Origin of the sequence: Mycolicibacterium duvalii (assembly GCF_010726645.1) — a bacterium.
In the GTDB taxonomy this organism is placed as follows: domain Bacteria; phylum Actinomycetota; class Actinomycetes; order Mycobacteriales; family Mycobacteriaceae; genus Mycobacterium; species Mycobacterium duvalii.
The window spans coordinates 220,181-238,379 of sequence record NZ_AP022563.1; the positions used below are offsets into that span (position 1 = coordinate 220,181).

At 68.6% G+C, this 18,199-nt stretch carries 10 protein-coding genes; 5 read left to right on the top strand and 5 right to left on the bottom strand.

Annotated features, from left to right (window positions below; all coding sequences use genetic code 11):
• Positions 1–53: 53 nt before the first annotated feature.
• The gene (locus tag G6N31_RS01150) at positions 54–3,830 is read right to left on the bottom strand and encodes a multifunctional oxoglutarate decarboxylase/oxoglutarate dehydrogenase thiamine pyrophosphate-binding subunit/dihydrolipoyllysine-residue succinyltransferase subunit (protein WP_234815483.1); all 3,777 of its coding nucleotides are present in this window, start codon (positions 3,828–3,830) and stop codon (positions 54–56) included.
• A gap of 221 nt (positions 3,831–4,051) precedes the next feature.
• On the bottom strand, positions 4,052–4,795 hold the full coding sequence (locus tag G6N31_RS01155) for a hypothetical protein (protein WP_098006291.1): 744 nt from the start codon (positions 4,793–4,795) through the stop codon (positions 4,052–4,054).
• A gap of 166 nt (positions 4,796–4,961) precedes the next feature.
• Between G6N31_RS01155 and G6N31_RS01160 the strand changes: the two genes are divergently transcribed.
• Together G6N31_RS01160 and G6N31_RS01165 are read left to right on the top strand one after the other, a co-directional pair.
• Positions 4,962–6,212, top strand: a complete 1,251-nt coding sequence (locus G6N31_RS01160; RefSeq protein ID WP_098006293.1) for a multidrug effflux MFS transporter — start codon at positions 4,962–4,964, stop codon at positions 6,210–6,212.
• Positions 6,213–6,347: 135 nt separating this feature from the next.
• Complete coding sequence (locus G6N31_RS01165) at positions 6,348–8,132, top strand: MFS transporter (RefSeq protein ID WP_098006295.1); 1,785 nt, start codon at positions 6,348–6,350, stop codon at positions 8,130–8,132.
• Here G6N31_RS01165 and G6N31_RS01170 read toward each other — a convergent pair.
• Both G6N31_RS01170 and G6N31_RS01175 read right to left on the bottom strand, forming a co-directional pair.
• The gene (locus G6N31_RS01170) at positions 8,126–9,520 is read right to left on the bottom strand and encodes an NAD(P)-binding protein (RefSeq protein WP_098006297.1); all 1,395 of its coding nucleotides are present in this window, start codon (positions 9,518–9,520) and stop codon (positions 8,126–8,128) included. The genes G6N31_RS01165 and G6N31_RS01170 overlap by 7 nt on opposite strands.
• A 126-nt stretch (positions 9,521–9,646) precedes the next feature.
• Positions 9,647–13,078, bottom strand: coding sequence for a TM0106 family RecB-like putative nuclease (locus tag G6N31_RS01175; protein WP_098006299.1), 3,432 nt, complete (start codon positions 13,076–13,078; stop codon positions 9,647–9,649).
• Positions 13,079–13,233: 155 nt separating this feature from the next.
• Between G6N31_RS01175 and G6N31_RS01180 the strand changes: the two genes are divergently transcribed.
• Positions 13,234–14,316: an IS110 family RNA-guided transposase gene (locus G6N31_RS01180; RefSeq protein WP_179964250.1), complete on the top strand. Its 1,083-nt coding sequence runs from the start codon at positions 13,234–13,236 to the stop codon at positions 14,314–14,316.
• A 385-nt stretch (positions 14,317–14,701) separates the two neighbouring features.
• On the opposite strand, the gene G6N31_RS01185 is transcribed toward G6N31_RS01180, so the two are convergent.
• Positions 14,702–15,265 carry an LppP/LprE family lipoprotein gene (locus G6N31_RS01185; protein WP_163721986.1) on the bottom strand — a complete coding sequence of 188 codons (564 nt, stop codon included), beginning with the start codon at positions 15,263–15,265 and terminating at the stop codon, positions 14,702–14,704.
• A gap of 87 nt (positions 15,266–15,352) precedes the next feature.
• Here G6N31_RS01185 and G6N31_RS01190 point away from each other — a divergent pair, with 87 nt between their 5' ends.
• Together G6N31_RS01190 and G6N31_RS01195 are read left to right on the top strand one after the other, a co-directional pair.
• The gene (locus tag G6N31_RS01190) at positions 15,353–17,044 is read left to right on the top strand and encodes a DEAD/DEAH box helicase (RefSeq protein WP_098004801.1); all 1,692 of its coding nucleotides are present in this window, start codon (positions 15,353–15,355) and stop codon (positions 17,042–17,044) included.
• Positions 17,041–18,195 carry an acyltransferase family protein gene (locus tag G6N31_RS01195; protein WP_098004800.1) on the top strand — a complete coding sequence of 385 codons (1,155 nt, stop codon included), beginning with the start codon at positions 17,041–17,043 and terminating at the stop codon, positions 18,193–18,195. The genes G6N31_RS01190 and G6N31_RS01195 overlap by 4 nt, the downstream gene beginning before the upstream one ends.
• Positions 18,196–18,199 lie beyond the last annotated feature (4 nt).

The following is an 18,199-nucleotide window of genomic DNA, read 5'->3' on the forward strand; positions in this document are numbered from 1 at the left end:
GGCTGGTGCCTTACGCCGCGTGAGGGTCAAGTACCCGCCGGGTCGGGCACCGGCTAGGCGAACGCCTCGTCGATGATCTCCTGCTGTTCGACGGCGTGCACCTTCGACGAGCCCGACGACGGTGCCGACATCGCCCGCCGGGAGATCCGCTTGATGCCGGTGAAATGGTCGGGCAGCACTTCGGGCAGCGTCAACCCGAGCGTCGGCCACGCGCCCTGATTGGCCGGCTCCTCCTGCACCCAGAACCGCTCGTCGGCGTTGGGGTAGCGGTCGATGGTTTCGGCCAACCGGCGTCTGGGCAGCGGGGCCAACTGCTCGAGTCGCACGATCGCGACGTCGTCGCGCTCGTCCTTCTTCTTGCGCGCGGCCAGCTCGTAGTACAGCTTGCCGCTGGTCAGCAGCACCCGCGACACCTTCGACCGGTCCCCGGTGCCGTCGGTGTAGGTGGGCTCCTCGATCACCGAGCGGAACTTGTTCTCGGTGAACTCCGTCAGATCGCTGACCGCGGCCTTGTTGCGCAGCATCGATTTCGGCGTGAACACGATCAACGGCCGGTGGATGCCGTCGAGCCCATGCCGGCGCAGCAGGTGGAAGTAGTTGGCCGGCGTGGAGGGCACCGCGATCGTCATCGAACCCTCGGCCCACAGCTGCAGGAATCGCTCGATACGGCCCGAGGTGTGGTCGGGACCCTGGCCCTCGTGACCGTGCGGCAGGAGCAGAACCACGTCGGAGAGCTGGCCCCACTTGGCTTCGCCGGAGCTGATGAACTCGTCGATGATCGACTGCGCCCCGTTGACGAAGTCGCCGAACTGGGCCTCCCACAGCACCAGCGCGTCGGGGTTGCCCACCGAGTAGCCGTACTCGAAGCCCACCGCCGCGAACTCCGACAGCGCCGAGTCGTACACCATGAACTTGCCGCCGGTCGGGTTGCCGTCGGCGTCGGTGGTGAGCAGCTGCAGCGGTGTGAACTCGACGCCGGTCTTGCGGTCGATGATCACCGAGTGCCGCTGGGTGAACGTGCCGCGGCGGGTGTCCTGACCGGTCAGCCGGATGGTGCGGCCCTCGGCCAGGAACGAGCCCAGGGCCAGCAGCTCGGCGAAGGCCCAGTCCACCTTGCCCTCGTAGGCCATCTCGCGGCGCTTCTCGAGCACCGGTTTGACCCGCGGGTGCACGCTGAAGTCCTCCGGGAAGGACAGATGGGCATCGCCGATGCGCTGCAGTAGCGCCTTCTCCACCGCGGTCTTCATGCCGGCCGGCACCATCTGGTCGGACTCCACCGAACTGCTCGGCCCGATCGCGTGCTTCTCCAGCTCGCGCACCTCGTTGAAGACGTTCTCGAGCTGCCCCTGGTAGTCGCGCAGCGCGTCTTCGGCTTCCTTCATGGAGATGTCGCCGCGGCCGATCAGCGCTTCGGTGTAGGTCTTGCGGACGCCGCGTTTGGTGTCGATGACGTCGTACATCGTCGGCTGGGTCATCGAGGGGTCGTCGCCCTCGTTGTGGCCCCGCCTGCGGTAGCAGAGCATGTCGATGACGACGTCCTTCTTGAACTTCTGCCGGAAGTCGACGGCCAGTTTGGCCACCCAGACGCAGGCCTCGGGGTCGTCGCCGTTGACGTGGAAGATCGGCGCGCCGATCATCTTCGCGACGTCGGTGCAGTACTCCGAGGACCGCGAGTCGGTCGGTGACGTGGTGAACCCGATCTGGTTGTTGACGATGATGTGGATGGTGCCGCCGGTGCGGTAACCGCGCAGCAGCGCCAGGTTCAGCGTCTCGGCCACCACACCCTGACCGGCGAAGGCCGCGTCGCCGTGCAGCATCATCGGCACGACCGGGAAGTCGCCGGACTCCTCGGCGTCGGTGTCGCCGTCCTCGATGAGGTCCTGCTTGGCGCGCACCAGGCCCTCCAGCACCGGGTCCACCGCTTCCAGGTGGCTGGGATTGGCCACCAGCGACACCGAGATGTCGTTGTCACCGAACATCTGGATGTAGGTGCCGTTGGCGCCGAGGTGGTACTTCACGTCGCCGGAACCGTGGGCCTGCGACGGGTTCAGGTTGCCCTCGAACTCGGTGAAGATCTGCTTGTACGGCTTGCCGACGATGTTGGCCAGTACGTTGAGGCGGCCGCGGTGGGGCATCCCGATGACGACCTCGTCGAGGGCGTGCTCGGCGCACTGGTCGATCGCGGCATCCATCATCGGGATGACCGTCTCCGCGCCCTCCAGCGAGAACCGTTTCTGCCCAACGTATTTCGTCTGCAAGAAGGTCTCGAAGGCTTCGGCGGCGTTCAGCTTGCTCAGGATGTACTTCTGCTGGGCGACGGTCGGCTTCTCGTGCTTGATCTCAACACGGTCCTGCAGCCATTGCTGCTGCTCGGGCTCGAGGATGTGGGTGTACTCCACGCCGATGTGCCGGCAGTACGCGTCGCGCAGCAGGCCGAGGATGTCGCGCAGCTTCTTGTACTGCGCCCCGGCGAAGCCGTTGACCTTGAATTCCCGGTCGAGGTCCCACAGCGTCAGGCCGTGGGTGTTGACGTCGAGGTCGGGGTGGCTGCGGAAGCGGGTGTTGTCCAGCCGCAGCGGGTCGATGTCGGCCATCAGGTGACCGCGGTTGCGGTACGCCGCGATCAGCTCGATGACGCGGGCGTTCTTGTCCTCGATGGAGTCCGGGTTGTCGATCCGCCAGCGCACCGGTTCGTAGGGGATCCCGAGCTCGCGGAAGATCTCGTCGTAGAACTCGTCGTCGAGCAGTAGCTGGTGGATGGTGCGCAGGAAGTCGCCGGACTCCGCGCCCTGGATGATGCGGTGGTCGTAGGTGGACGTCAGCGTCATCAACTTGCCGACGCCGAGCTCGGCGATGCGCTCCTCGCTGGCGCCCTGGAACTCCGCCGGGTACTCCATGGCTCCGGCGCCGATGATCGCGCCCTGGCCCTGCATCAGTCGCGGCACCGAGTGCACGGTGCCGATGGTGCCGGGGTTGGTCAGCGAAATCGTCACGCCGCCAAAATCTTCGGCGGTCAGCTTGCCGTCCCGCGCCCGCCGCACGATGTCCTCGTAGGCGGCGATGAACTGTCCGAAGCGCATGGTCTCGCACTTCTTGATGGCCGCAACGACCAGCGACCGCTTCCCGTCCTTGCCCTGCAGATCGATGGCCAGGCCCAGGTTGGTGTGGGCCGGGGTGACCGCGTTCGGCTTGCCGTCGACCTCGGCGTAGTGCCGGTTCATGTTCGGGAACTTCTTGACCGCTTGCACGATCGCGTAGCCGAGCAGGTGGGTGAACGAGATCTTGCCGCCGCGGGTGCGCTTGAGGTGGTTGTTGATGACGATGCGGTTGTCGATCATCGCCTTGGCCGGGATGGCGCGCACGCTGGTGGCCGTCGGCACGTCGCGCGACGCGTTCATGTTCTTCACCACGGCCGCGGCGGCGCCGCGCAGCACGGTGGTCTCGTCACCGTCGGCGTCGGAGTCGGCGCTCGTCTGCGCCGCAGGCTTCTTGTCGCTCTTGTCGCTCTTTTCCGGGGCCTTGTCCGGCGATTTCGACGGCGGGGACGTCTTCGCCGCCGGCTTCTTGTCGGCGGTGCCCTTGACCTTCTCGGACGTCTCGGACCTGGCTGGCTCAGCGGTGGCCTTCTTCGCGTCCTGCGCGGAGCTGCCGTTGCTGCCCGAGGACTTGGGCGGCGGCGCCGGTGCGGGTTCCGGGGGTGCGCTGGGCGCCGACGACCTGCCGTTGCCGGTGGTCGCACCGCCGGTGGTGGGCTCCGGGTTGTAGTCGACGAGGAACTCGTGCCAACTCGGGTCCACCGAAGAGGGATCCTCGCGGAACTTGCGATACATCTCTTCGACCAACCACTCGTTCTGACCGAATGGTGAAGGTGAATTCACGGCTGCTGTTCGCCTCAATTCTTCGCTTCCGGCCAGCGCCGCCAGTGGCAGCCGGCCACCTCAATCAACTCAATCTCAACCCTGTGTGCGGGTACCCCGCTTGTCCGCCGTATAAAGGCTAGCGCTTCTGTCGGATACCGGAGCACGCAACGGCGACCGCCGCGAGATCACGTTCACCACGGCTGGGCGGGCACCAGATGCAGAGCCGACGGCCAGCGCGCCGGCGGCTCCCCGAACGCCGAGTGGGCGTTGGCGACGATCTTCTTGCCCATCATGCGATTACCGACTCCGCCGACCACCGCGCCCACCCCGACCGGCATCAACTTGCCGAACGCGATGGCTCCGCGTTTGAGCGTGTAGCGCTTGACGAAGTACCGCAGCAGCCGCGAATTCATCTGTGACAGTGCGGGCAGAGGCAACGAGGCGGCCCCATCGGCCAACCAGCCACCGCTGGTGCGGCGCGGCCCGAGCAGGTCGGCGACGGCGCGCTTGCTGTCCTCGCCGACCAGGACGGCGAGCACCAGCGCGCGGCGCCGCTCCCGTTCGTCGATGGGAATTCCGTACACCTCCGCCATCGCCAGCACGTACAGCGCGGTGGCCTCCAGGAACACCACCGTCTCGCCGGCGACCGCCGACATCGCCACCAAGGTGCCGATGCCCGGGAAAGCCGCGGCCGAACCGACCGCGGCGCCGCTGGCCATCACCGCGGCCATGTACCGCTTGTCGAGGACGGCGACAAGGTCGGCGGGAGTGGCGGTGGGCTGATCGGCGCGCAACCGGTCGACGTAGGCCTTGACCGCGGGGCCCTGGACCCGCGCCCCGCGCTCGATGATCCGCGACAGCACCTTCGCCGCCGTCCCGGCATCCGAGTTCTGGACAGCCGGCGACTCGTCGGCGGCGCGTGATCGGGCTCTCATCGCTGGCCCCTCCTGTATCAACCTGGACGGCTGCTCACCCACAGGTTAGTGGGTGGCGCGATCCGGGAGGTCAACGCACGAGCGCCCGCGCACGTGCCCGGCGTGACCGCGGTCACTGTGCGGTGATTCGGGAAGAAATTAATGGGAAGCGTCGCTAACGAATTTCATGGCAGGATTTCGTGACGTGGATGGGAAGCAGCCGGGACGCACCCGGATGATCGTGGTGCTGGGCCTGCTGGTGGCACTGGGGCCGTTGACCATCGACATGTACCTGCCGGCGCTGCCCAAGATCGCCGATGATCTGGCGGTCACGTCATCGGTGGTGCAGCTGACCCTGACCGGCACGTTGGCCGGACTGGCCCTCGGACAGCTGATCATCGGACCGCTGTCGGATTCCCTGGGGCGACGCAAGCCGCTGATGGCCGGGATCGTGCTGCACATGCTGGCCTCGCTGCTGTGCATGTTCGCCACCGACATCACGGTGCTCGGCATCGCGCGAGGACTGCAGGGCATGGGCGCGGCCGCCGGGATGGTGGTGGCCATCGCCGTGGTCGGCGACCTTTATGCGGATTCGGTGGCGGCCACGGTGATGTCCCGACTGATGCTGGTGCTCGGGGTGGCTCCGGTGCTCGCGCCGTCGCTGGGCGCGGCTGTACTGGCGCGCGGGTCGTGGCACTGGGTGTTCGCCGCGCTGGTCGTGGTGGCTGCGGCGTTGCTGCTGATGTCGGCGCTGGCGCTGCCCGAGACGCTGCCCGTCGATCACCGCCGGCCGCTGCGGGTGCGCGGCATCTCGCTGACCTACCTGGAATTGTTGCGCGACGTCCGGTTCGTGATCCTGGTGCTGGTCGGTGCGTTGGGTATGTCCGGGCTGTTCGCCTACATCGCCGGCGCATCGTTTGTCCTGCAGGGCCGTTTCGGTCTCGGCCAGACCGCGTTCGCGCTGGTGTTCGGTGCCGGTGCGGTGGCACTCATCGGCACCACCCAGTGCAACGTGCTGTTGCTGCGCAGGTTCGCCCCGCAGCAGATCATGGTGTGGGCGCTGGCGGCGGCGGTGGTGTCGGGTCTGGTGTTCGTCGCGCTGGCGGCCACCGGTATCGGCGGGCTTGTCGGCTTCGTGGTGCCGGTGTGGGCGATCTTGGGCGCGATGGGGCTGGTGATTCCGAACGCGCCGGCAGTGGCATTGACCCGTCACCCCGACGCGGCGGGCACCGCGGCCGCCCTGCTCGGTGCGGTGCAGTTCGGGGCCGGCGCTGCCGTCGCGCCGGTGGTCGGCATCCTCGGCAACGACGAGTTGGCCATGGCGCTGGTGATGGCGTCCGGTGTGTCGCTGGCGCTGCTCGCGCTGCTGGCGACGGGCTCGCACAAGGTCGTGAAGAGCAGCGACGCCGCCGAACCCGTCGCCGCCCGGCACGGCTGACCGAGCGCGGTCGTGTCGGACTTGTCCGGCCCGCGGTGCCCCCGTACCGTCGGGCCGGACTGTTCGTCACCGATCGTCTTCGCCCCGCACTGATTCTTCGATTCGCCTGAGTTCGTGATGCCTGAAACCTCGTCCATGCCCCGTCGGGGCACCGATTCTGCGCCTCCGCAGGCCACCACACCGTGGCCTGCGCTGTGGGCGTTGCTGATCGGCTTCTTCATGATCCTGGTCGACGCCACCATCGTGGCGGTGGCCAACCCGGCGATCATGGCGAGCCTGGATGTCGGTTATGACGCCGTGATCTGGGTGACGAGCGCCTACCTGTTGGCCTATGCCGTTCCGTTGCTGGTGGCGGGTCGGCTGGGCGACCGGTTCGGCCCCAAGAACGTCTACTTGGCCGGTCTCGCGGTGTTCACCCTGGCGTCGTTGTGGTGCGGACTCGCCGACTCACTCGGCATGCTGGTGGCCGCTCGCGTGGTGCAGGGCGCGGGAGCGGCGCTGCTGACCCCGCAGACGCTGGCGGTGATCACCCGGACGTTCCCCGCCCACCGGCGCGGCGTCGCGATGAGCGTCTGGGGTGCCACCGCCGGGGTAGCCACGTTGGTCGGTCCGTTGGCCGGTGGGGTGTTGGTCGACACGCTGGGCTGGCCTTGGATCTTCATCGTCAACGTGCCGGTCGGGGTGTTGGGCCTGGTGCTGGCTGTGTGGCTGGTGCCGGCGCTGCCGACACAGACCCACAGCTTCGACATCCCCGGCGTGGTCTTGTCCGGGATCGGTCTGTTCCTGATCGTGTTCGCCCTGCAGGAAGGCCAGGCCCAGGACTGGGCGCCGTGGATCTGGGCGTCGCTGGCCATCGGCCTGGTGGTGATGGCGGCGTTCGTCTACTGGCAGGCGATCGACACCGGCGAGCCGCTGATCCCGCTGAGCATCTTCAGCGACCGCGACTTCTCGATGTCCAACCTGGGTGTGGCCACCATCGGGTTCGTGGCGACGGGCATGTTGTTGCCGCTGATGTTCTACGCGCAGGCGGTGTGCGGGCTGTCGCCGACGCGGGCCGCGATGCTGGTTGCGCCGATGGCCGTGGCCACCGGTGTCCTGGCACCCTTCGTCGGCAGGATCGTCGACCGGTCCCATCCCCGGCCGGTGATCGGCTTCGGCTTCGCGACGCTGGCGATCGGGGTGACGTGGTTGTCGATCGAGATGACGCCGACGACGCCGATCTGGCGCCTGGTGGTGCCGCTCACGCTGCTGGGCGTGGCGATGGCGTTCATCTGGTCGCCGCTGGCCGCGACCGCCACCCGCAACCTGCCCACCCGACTGGCCGGCGCCGGTTCGGGGGTCTACAACACCACGCGGCAGGTCGGTTCGGTGGTCGGCAGCGCCGGAATGGCCGCGTTCATGGCGTCACGGCTGTCGGCGGAGATGCCCGGCGCCGTCGACGTCCCGTCGCGCTCGGAGGGCCCGGTCGGGGGCTTGCCGGCGTTCCTGCACGCGCCGTTCGCCGCGGCGATGTCGCAGGCCATGCTGCTGCCCGCGTTCGTCGCGCTGTTCGGCGTGATCGCTGCGATTTTCTTCCTCGGCAGGCCGGCCCCGCGTTCGACGACCGTGGTGCCGCTGCCCGGGCCGTCGGCATCCGGCCAGGTCGAGGATCGCGATGGTGCCTACGGGAACGACGGTGACGACGCGGACGATGCGGACTACATCGACGACGATGAGTACGTCGAGTTCCTCGTCTCCGACGCGTCCCGGCCGGCCGACGCCGTCGGGAACGGCTCACCCGATCGGCTGGCCGACGACACGAAGACCGTGCAGCACGAGTGGCGGTCGATCCTGGACCGGATGCTCGACGAACCTCTCGACCCCGGAACCGACCGCGCCGTCGACCATCCCGACACCTACGGTCGGCACTCGCGTCACTGACGCGCGTCGTCGATCAAGTCGACCAGTCGGTCGTTGGCCTTGCGCAGCATCGCCGACAGCGCGCCGATCGCCTTCTCGCGAACCCGGGGCTTGTCGGGGAACAACGGGAACGCGTCGCGCAGCACGTTGAGCCGCGCGGAGCTCAACCAATCCATCAGCGCGGGCTCCTCCAGCCATCGCAGCTGGGCGCGGTTGTCGCTCAACAGGATCCGCAACCAGTCGATGGGGGCGTCGGGGTGGGGGATCGGCACGCACAGGTCGTTGCGCACCTCGTCGTCACCGTAGGTCGCCTCCACGTGCGCGATGAACGCCGCGCTGAAGACCTGCTGGCAACCCCGGACACTCTGCAGCACCATCCGGTCGCCGTCGAACACCGGCACCGACGGTGGTCTCGGCAGCCCCTGGGTGGTGCAGTCGACGACCAGCGAGCGGCCCGTCGGGACGGCGCCGCCGCGCAGGACCAACCGGTCCTCGTCGACGTGCTGCAGATGCCCGAGCCGCACCACGTCGGAGATCAGCCGCAGTTGCTCGAGCTCGACCACCGACACGATGGCGCAGTGGTACATCGTCGGGCGCACCTCGGGGTCCAGCCGCAGCAGGTTCTCATCGGCCTCGAGCCTGTCGAGCAGGTCGTCGACCGAGGCGGCCTCGATGACGGCCTCCATTCGGGAGCCGATCGACGCGCGCAGCGCTTTGACGAACGTCGCCCCGGGTTGAATGTTCGCCCGGTTGAGCAGCCAGGAGTCCCGCGGCATGATCCAGCGCAGCCGGTCGGCCGGCACGCCGTGACGCAGCAACCACAGGCAGCAGTCCATGCCCGTCTTGCCGCCGCCGACGATGGTGAAATGCCGGTGCTCGGCGGCACGTCCCGGCAGGTCGTTGGGAGCGATCACGTCGACGCCGGGGGCCGCGGAGAACGGCGGCCGTCGCATCGACTGCACGACGGTCAGCAGGTACGTCGCATCGACCACCCGCCGTCGCACGGCGACGGTGTGCTCGGTGCCGTCGAGGGTGCGGAAGCGGTTCCCGCCGACATAGCGGGCGGCCGGATAGTAGGACAGCCGGCCGGTGGGCAGCAGATGGTGGCGCATCACCTGGTCGTAGTACGCGCACACCTCGCTGCCGGAGGCGAGTTCGAAAAAGCCCGCGTTGAACCCCGATTCGTCGATGCGGTCCTCGGACGGCAGCGGCTGGGAATTGACGCCGTAGTACGCCGAGGGTTGATGCAACCGCACGAACGGATACACCGAGTTCCAATGCCCACCGGGCTGGTGGTTCTGGTCCACCAGCACGACGGTGTAGTCGGTTTCGGCGAGCAACGTGTCGACGAACGCCATGCCCATGGCGCCCGCCCCGATGACGAGGTAGTCAGCTTCGATGCTGGTCACTGTCCGACAGGCTAGTCCAACAGCACCGCAGGGTTGAGATACCCGGCCGGGTCCAAGGCCGTTTCGACGGTTCGCATCGCCGCGATGTCGGCGTCGGCCCGACGAGCTGTTCAACCAGCGGTTCGGTCATCTCGACGGTGTCTCACACGGGGTCAGCGCGAGAAACGCACCCAGCTCGACCAGCCGGTCGGGGGTGGACGGCAGATATTCGGTCAGCTGCGCCGAGCGCACCACGACTGCCAGGTACTTGGCCCGGCTGATCGCCACGTTGAGGCGATTGCGATTGAGCAGGAACGACATTCCGCGCGGAACGTCGTCGACCGAGGACGCCGTCATCGACACGAAGACCACCGGCGCCTGCCGGCCCTGGAACTTGTCCACCGTCCCGACCCGCACGTCGGTCAGCCCGGCGGCGTCGAGGTGGCGCCGAACCATGACCACCTGCGCGTTGTACGGCGTCACGACCAGCATGTCGCCCTGGTCCAGGGGCCGAGTGCCGTGTTCGTCGGTCCAGCGGGTGCCCAGCAGACGCCGGATCTCGGCGACGATGGCTGCTGCCTCCTGCGGGCTGTCGGTCGCGTTGCCGGTGTGATCGATCAGCAGGGCGCGTACCCCGGCGGGCACACCCTCGACCCGGCGGGTGGCGGCGACGGCCTCGGGGCGCAGCCGCCCGCCGTAGGACAGCCGGGACACCGCCCGGCACACCGCCGGGTGCATGCGAAACGAGCGATCGAGGAAGTAACCGCGCTCTTCTGGCAGCGTGTGGTGCCCGTCGACCAGCCAGCCCAGCGCCGACCCGTCGACGGGCTCGGGGTGATTACCCTGGCTGACCTGGGGCAGCTGCTGCGGATCCCCGAGCAGCAGCAGGTTGCGCGCCGCGCGGGCCACCGCGATGGTGTTGGCCAGGCTGAACTGGCCCGCCTCCTCGACCACCAGCAGGTCCAGGCTCTTCTCGGCGATCTTGGTGGCGTTGGCGAAATCCCAAGCGGTGCCGCCGACCACGCAGCCGTCGTGGTCGGCGATGAAGGGGCCGAACTCCGGGTTGGTCAGCTCGGTCCAGCCGGAACGCACCGAGTTGAGTTTCTTGCCGACCACGGCGGCGTCCACCCCGGCGGCGATGATGTCGCCGAACAGGTTCTCCACCACCGCGTGCGACTGGGCGACCACGCCGATGCGCCACCGGTGGGTGTTGACCAGCCCGGCGATGACCCGTGCCGCGGTGAACGTCTTGCCGGTGCCCGGCGGACCGTGCACGGCCAGATACGAGGAATCGAGGTCGAGCAGTGCGGCGGTGATGTCGGCCACGACGTCGCCGGTGCGGGGCAGTCCGGCACCGCCCACGGTGCGCGGCGATCGGCGTACCAGAACGTCGGTGATGGCGTCGGCGGGCAGGCGGGGCAGCCCGTCGGCGACCACGGCCGCCGCGGCGGCGATCGCGTCCTGCAGCGGCTGGGTGCCGATCGGCGCGTCCGGGGTGAGCGCGAACGGGATCTGGTCGAACACGTCACCGTCTTTGGGCGGGCGTTCGCAGATCACCACTTCGGTGGGGGCCTCGGGGTCGTCGCAGCCGAGCACCGTCACCTTGCCGAAGCCGCGCCGGTCGGGATCCTCGGCCAGCCCCTGCGGTGCGGGCGGGTCGTAGAGCGCGTACATGTTCGACGTGAGTTCGCCGGTGGCGATCTCGCCGCGCAGCCGCACGTGGCGCTGCGGCTTGCGCGCCCGCGGCGGCTGGTGCCAGTCGGCGACGATCTCATGGTCCTCGGCCAGGAACACCCCGCTGCTGTCGGCCCATTCTTCGACCGGGTTGTTCACCCGGTCGAAGTGGCCCCACCAGAACGGTTTGTCCTCGCGTCGGTGAAAACCCTTGGCGGCGGCGAACATCGCCGCGGCGACCTGATCCGGGGTGCGCTCGGCCACCGCGTCCCCGGCGAACGCGCACAGCGCCCGGTCGACGTGGTCGGCCGGCGGATCGGCGCCGGCGGCGGCCTCGCGGGCCGCCGCGGCGGTCACCGGGCCGCGCGGCGGTACCTCGGATTCGATCGCGCGGGCCATCAACCAGTCCCGCAATCGCCGGGTTGAGCGGCAGTCGTAGCGGTTGTACTCCTCGATCTGCTTGAGCACCGTGGCAGCCTCGTCGCGCCGGCCGCTGTCCCGGAGCTCGCAGTAGCGGGCGTACTCGGTGATCGACGCGGTGGCGGTGGTGACGTCGCCGGTACGCAACTCGGCGCCCATGTAGAGCGGTTCCAGCGACTTGATGCTGTAGTTCTCGGTGCCGACCCGAATGCTCTTGCGCACCAACGGATACAGGTCGACCAGGACGCCGTCGCGCAACAGCTCGTCGATGTCGTGTTCCCCGACTCCATAGCGGCCCGCCAACCGCAGCAGTGTGCTCTTCTCGTAGGCCGCGTAGTGGTAGATGTGCATCCCGGGATGGCGGCGCCGCTGTTTGCGCACCATGTCCAGGAAGTCCACCAGCGCCTGACGTTCGTCGGGCCGGTTGTGCGCCCAGAACGGACGGAAGTCATCGGCGATCGTCAGGACGCCCCACAGGTACTCCAGGCCCCATTCGCGGCCGTCCTCGGTCCACAGCGGATCGCCCTCGAAGTCGAAGAACAGATCGCCTTTGTTCGCGTCGGGCAGCACCATCAGCGGCTGCGCGTCGACGACCTGATAGGGCGGTTTGCCGTCCACCGGCGCGCTGACCTGCAGGCGGGCCTGCGATCTGAGGGCGGTGAAGGTGCGCGGCGACAGGTCGGCGGGTGCCTCGCCGTCGTGGGCCGCCAGCTCGGCGACCGTACCGATGCCCGCGTCGAGCAGCCGTGCTCGCGCACCGGCCCGCATTCCGGCCACCAGCAGCAGGTCGTCGTGCGCGCGCACCTGGGTTTCGCACTCGGCGCACCGGAAACAGGCGCGCACCTGCTCGTCCTCCCACGCCACCGGCCGGCCGCCGGCGAGGTGACGGTCGAGCAGGTCCTGCAACGCGTCTCGGCGCGGCCGGTAGACCGGGAGCAGCTCGGCGACGGGATAGCTGACGATGCTGCCGTCGCCGAGCATCAGGTCCACGTCCTCGGCCACCGGGACCCCGGCCTCGGTCAGAGTCTGCGCGTAGGCCGCCAGCTGCAGCAGTGCCTCCACCTTGACCGAGCGGGCCAGCTTGGTGTCACGCAGCCGGTAACGCGATCCCTCGGGGCCGTCCTCGAGGAGCATGAAGTCGGCGAACCCGACGAACCGGCCGTCGAACATCGCCGCCTGGTAGATGACCGGAGCGCCCCGGCGCACCGCGCGCAGGGTCTGTTCACCGGCCGCGCTCAAGCCGTCCAGCGTGTAGGGCGGCCGGCCGATGACGGTGACGTCGGCCTGTCCGCGCAACTGGTCGAGATGACGCCGTTCGTGCTCGTCGCCCAGCTCGGCGGTACGGGCCAGCAACTCGTCATCGCCGGAAACGGCAGGCCCCCAACCCAATCGCGCATCGAAACTGCGCAGCAACGCGTACTCGCAGCGCGCCGCGGCGGCGAGGTCGGACGCGCTGAACAGCACACGCCCCTCGATGACGAACACGCCGCCACTGTAGGCCAGCGCCCCGACACCCCCACGCTCTCGCCTCGTCCGCGGAACAGACGGTATGGGGAGGCTGGGGCCTCACCACATGTGAACGTGGGTTGCCGTCAGGAATTGGGTCCTGGCCGGTAGAGCCACAACTGTGGGAGGCCCCAGTGAAGATTCAGCGTACGAGTGTTGGTTTGGATGTGCACGCACGTTCGGTGTTCGGGTGTGCACTAGATGGTCAGACCGGTGAGGTGTTTCAGCGTCGGTTGTGTCCAGATCACCGGGAGATCCTGGACTGGGTGAACGGGTTGGCTGGGCCGGTAGCGGTGGCTTACGAGGCCGGCCCGACCGGTTTCGGGCTGGCCCGCTTCCTCGGCGGGGCCGGGGTCCAGTGTCTGGTGGCGGCGCCGTCGAAGTTGGTACGGCCGTCGGGAGATCGGGTCAAGACCGATGCGCGCGATGCCGCGCATCTGGCTCGGTTGCTGCATCTGGGTGAGATCACCGCGGTCGAGGTGCCCAGCGCCGAGCGGGAAGCGGCCAGGGAGCTGGTGCGTGCCCGCGAGGATTGCCGTGCTGATCTGATGCGGGCCCGCCACCGAGTGTCGGCGTTGTTGCTGCGCCACGGTGTGGTCTATAGCGGCGGAACCTCCTGGACGGTGGTCCACCACGCCTGGCTGCAGCGGCAACGCTTCGACACCGCGCCGGCCCAGGCTGCTTATGACACTGCGGTGGAGACGATGTTGGCGTGCGGGGATCGGCGTGACCGCCTCGATGCCGCGATCACCGACATGGCCCGCGAAAGCGAGTTCAGCGCGGTGGTGCGCCGGCTGGGATGTCTACGCGGAGTCTCCACCCTCACCGCGTTCGGTCTGGCTGTGGAAATCGGTGACTGGTCACGGCTGAGCGGCCGCACCATCGGGGCCTATCTGGGATTGGTGCCCAGCGAGCACTCTTCGGGACAATCCCGAGTGCAGGGCTCGATTACCCGCACCGGCAACTCGCACGCCCGGCGGTTGTTGATCGAGGCGGCCTGGCATCACCGCCGCCCCTACCGTCCCGGTGTCGCGCTACGGCGGCGCTGGCAGGATGCCAGCCCGGCCGCACGTCGACGGGGCCAACAAGCCAACCAGCGTCTACACACCCGCTGGCTGCGCTTTGATGCCCGCACCAAACGCCCTGCGGTGGCCAACACCGCGATCGCGCGCGAGTTGGCCGGCTGGTGCTGGTCGTTAGCCGTGCTCGACGACTAGGTCCACCTGTTGATCGTCCAGTGAAAGTGCTCTCGGAGCCGGGCAGGCGGGCACGCTGACGGTGACCCGCGCGGAATGCTCTGAGCACTCCGTTGATCTCACAACGGATCACGCTCGTGAATAGACAGCGGTCCACCGTCACTCCAAACACCGTCCTGCGGTAGCCAACCCGCGCATTTCAGACTGACGAAGCCGTCGCCAAGACACGCGCGCCAGCCCGTTCCACGCACCTCACTGGCCAAAGAAGCGGCGGCCACGACGACGGTTGTGGCCGCCGCTTCACCCTGCCCACTTGACAAAACACTCCCCATATCAGCATTCCTGGCTGTGCTCAGGGGCCGATCAGCAGCCGGGAACTCTCTTCCGCGGACGCCCGCCGGGCCGATCAGCGCGGGGCGTTGCCGATCAGCTCGACGCCGCTGCCGTTCCAGCGGAACCGCACGGTGCTGGCGAGCCCGGGAACCCCGCTGGAGTACGTCAGCGCGACGGTGTCGCCGGTGCTCGCCGTCGAGTCCAGGCCGTTGAAGCCGTAGGTGTCGGGTACCCCGGTCGGGATGAACTTGCCGAGGTGGAACAGCACCGCGCGGGTGTTCGGGTTCTCGGCGTTGGTGTTGGCCTCGACGATCACCGCCGACAGCTGCGCGCACTCGTTGTAGTTGCCGGCCAGCGGTTCGGGGCTCCACCCCTGATTCGAGCGTGGATCGGGCGGCAACTCGGAGACCGCGCGCAGGATCTCGGGGTCCGCCAGATTGACCGCGCAGGGATCCTCGGCGGCGGTGGGGCCGGGGGCCGGCGGGCTGGGCACCGGCGACGGCGCAGGGGCCGCCGCGGGCGTCGGCACCGCGGTCGGGCCCGGGGTCTTGGACACCGTGGAGTCGCCCGAACTGCACGCCACCACCGTCAGCAGCGCAGCGCCCACGACAGTGCCGAGGGTCACCGAGCGCTTCACAACAGCGCACCGTACCGTGCGGAGCCGGTCACCTCGCCCAGGCACGCGGGGAGGAAACACCCCCGGTTGGCATAGACTCCCACCACGATGAGCCCCTCCGATCCGGCGCCCGACAGTGCTGATGCACCCGACGACCTGAGTTTCGCTGACCTGCAGATTCACCCCGCCGTGCTGCAGGCGGTCAACGACGTCGGCTACGAGTCGCCGTCCCCGATCCAGGCCGCGACCATCCCGGCCATGTTGGAGGGCTCCGACGTCGTCGGCCTGGCGCAGACCGGCACCGGCAAAACCGCGGCCTTCGCGATCCCGCTGCTGTCGAAGATCGACACCGACAGCCGCAACACCCAGGCGCTGGTGCTCGCGCCCACCCGCGAGCTGGCGCTGCAGGTCGCCGAGGCGTTCAGCCGCTACGGCGCGCACCTGCGCGTCAACGTGCTCCCGGTCTACGGCGGCAGCTCCTACGGTCCCCAGCTGGCCGGGCTCAAGCGGGGCGCGCAGATCGTCGTCGGCACTCCCGGCCGGGTGATCGACCACCTGGAGAAGGGCAGCCTGGACCTGTCGCACCTGGACTACTTGGTGCTCGACGAGGCCGACGAGATGCTGCAGATGGGCTTCGCCGAGGACGTCGAACGGATCCTGGCCGACACCCCCGAGTACAAGCAGGTCGCGCTGTTCTCGGCGACCATGCCGCCGGCCATCAAGAAGATCACCGCCAAGTACCTGCACGACCCGGTCGAGGTCACGGTCAAAGCCAAGACCCAGACCGCCGAGAACATCACGCAGCGCTACTTCCAGGTGTCGTATCCGCGCAAGATGGATGCGCTGACCCGGCTGCTCGAAACCGAGCAGGGTGACGCGATGATCGTGTTCGTCCGCACCAAGCAGGCCACCGAGGAGGTCGCCGAGAAGCTGCGCGCCCGGGGCTTCGCGGCGGCGGCGATCAACGGCGACATCCCGCAGGCGGTCCGCGAACGCACCATCAGCCAGCTCAAGGACGGGACCATCGACATCCTGGTGGCCACCGACGTGGCGGCGCGCGGCCTGGACGTCGAGCGCATCAGCCACGTGGTGAACTTCGACATTCCGCACGACCCCGAGTCCTACGTGCACCGCATCGGGCGCACCGGACGCGCGGGCAGATCGGGCACCGCGCTGCTGTTCGTGACGCCGCGGGAACGCCACCTGCTCGGCGCCATCGAGCGGGTCACCCGGCAGAAGCTCGTCGAGTCCGAGCTGCCGTCGGTCGAAGACGTCAACGAGAAGCGGGTCGCGAAGTTCCGCGACTCGATCACCGATGCGCTGGAGAAGCCCGGCATCGAGCTGTTCCGCAAGCTGGTCGAGGGCTACGAGCGCGACCACGACGTGCCGATGGCCGACATCGCCGCCGCGCTGGCACTGCAGAGCCGCAACGGCGAAGAGTTCCTGATGTCCGAGCCGCCGCCGGAGAAGAAGCGCGAACGCCGCGACAAGCCCGCCCGCGAGGACCGGCCCCCGCGCGAGCGGCGCAGTGACCTGGCGACCTACCGCATCTCGGTCGGCAAGCGCCACAAGGTGGCGCCCGGTGCCATCGTCGGCGCCATCGCCAACGAGGGCGGGCTGCACCGCTCCGACTTCGGGCACATCGCGATCAAGCTGGACTACTCGTTGGTCGAGCTCCCCGCCAAACTGCCCGGCAAGACGCTGAAGGCGTTGGCGAACACCCGGATTCAAGGCCAGCTGATCAACCTCGAGCCAGATCGCGGCGCCAAACCGCATCGCGGAAAGTACAAATCGAGGTGACGTTGTCCGACAGGACAGCGGCCCAAGGCGGCCTGGAGTCGATCACCGCGACCGGACGCGTCGACTCACTGACCGGGATCCGCGCGGTCGCCGCGCTGTTGGTGGTCCTGACCCATGCGGCCTACACCACCGGCAAGTACCCGCAGGGCTACGTCGGCCTGGTGTACTCCCGGATGGAGATCGGGGTGCCGATCTTCTTCGTGCTCTCGGGATTCCTGTTGTTCGGTCCGTGGGTTTGGGCGGCGAGCCGCCAGTCGGCGCCGCCGTCGGTGCGCCGCTACGCCTGGCATCGCGTGCGCCGCATCATGCCGGCCTACGTCGTCACCGTCGTCGCGGCCTACCTCGTCTACCACTTCCGCACGGCGGGCCCGAATCCCGGCCACACCTGGGAGGGGTTGTTCCGCAACCTGACCTTGACCCAGATCTACACCGACGATTACCTGTTCTCCTTCCTGCACCAGGGCCTCACCCAGATGTGGAGCCTGGCTGTCGAGGTGGCGTTCTACGTGGTGCTGCCCGTGCTGGCCTACCTGCTGCTGGTGGTGCTGTGCCGGCGCCGGTGGCGCCCAGGCCTGTTGTTGGCGGGGCTGGCCGGTCTCGCGCTGGTGTCACCGGCGTGGCTGGTCCTGGTGCACAGCGTCGACTGGCTGCCCGACGGCGCACGGCTGTGGTTGCCGGGTTATCTGGCCTGGTTCGTCGGCGGCATGGTGCTGGCCGCGCTGCAACCACTCGGCATCCGTGCCTATGCGCTGGTGTGTCTGCCGCTGGCGCTGATCTGCTACGTCATCGTGTCCACGCCGATCGGCGGGGCGCCGACCACCTCACCCGCCGAGGTGTGGGAAGCGCTGGCCAAGACCGCGTTCTACGCGGTGATCGCCACCCTGGTGGTCGCGCCGCTGGCGCTGCGCGGGCGCCCCGGCAGCGAGCGGCCCGGCTGGTATGAGCGTCTGCTGGCGAGCCGGCCCATGGTCTTTCTCGGGGAGATCTCCTACGAGATCTTCCTGATCCACCTGATCCTGATGGAGGTGGTGATGGTGGAGATCGTGCGCTACCCGATCTACACCGGCTCGGTGTGGTGGTTGTTCGTCGGCACGATGGCGGTGACGATCCCGGTGGCCTGGGTGCTGCACCGGTTCACCCGGGTGCGTTGACCGG

What these genes read in the sequence shown, in the direction of transcription:
- G6N31_RS01150 (WP_234815483.1), bottom strand. Translation starts at nt 3,830, where the DNA reads ATGTATCGCAAGTTCCGCGAGGATCCCTCTTCGGTGGACCCGAGTTGG.
- G6N31_RS01155 (WP_098006291.1), bottom strand. Translation starts at nt 4,795, where the DNA reads ATGAGAGCCCGATCACGCGCCGCCGACGAGTCGCCGGCTGTCCAGAAC.
- G6N31_RS01160 (WP_098006293.1), top strand. Translation starts at nt 4,962, where the DNA reads ATGGCAGGATTTCGTGACGTGGATGGGAAGCAGCCGGGACGCACCCGG.
- G6N31_RS01165 (WP_098006295.1), top strand. Translation starts at nt 6,348, where the DNA reads ATGCCCCGTCGGGGCACCGATTCTGCGCCTCCGCAGGCCACCACACCG.
- G6N31_RS01190 (WP_098004801.1), top strand. Translation starts at nt 15,353, where the DNA reads ATGAGCCCCTCCGATCCGGCGCCCGACAGTGCTGATGCACCCGACGAC.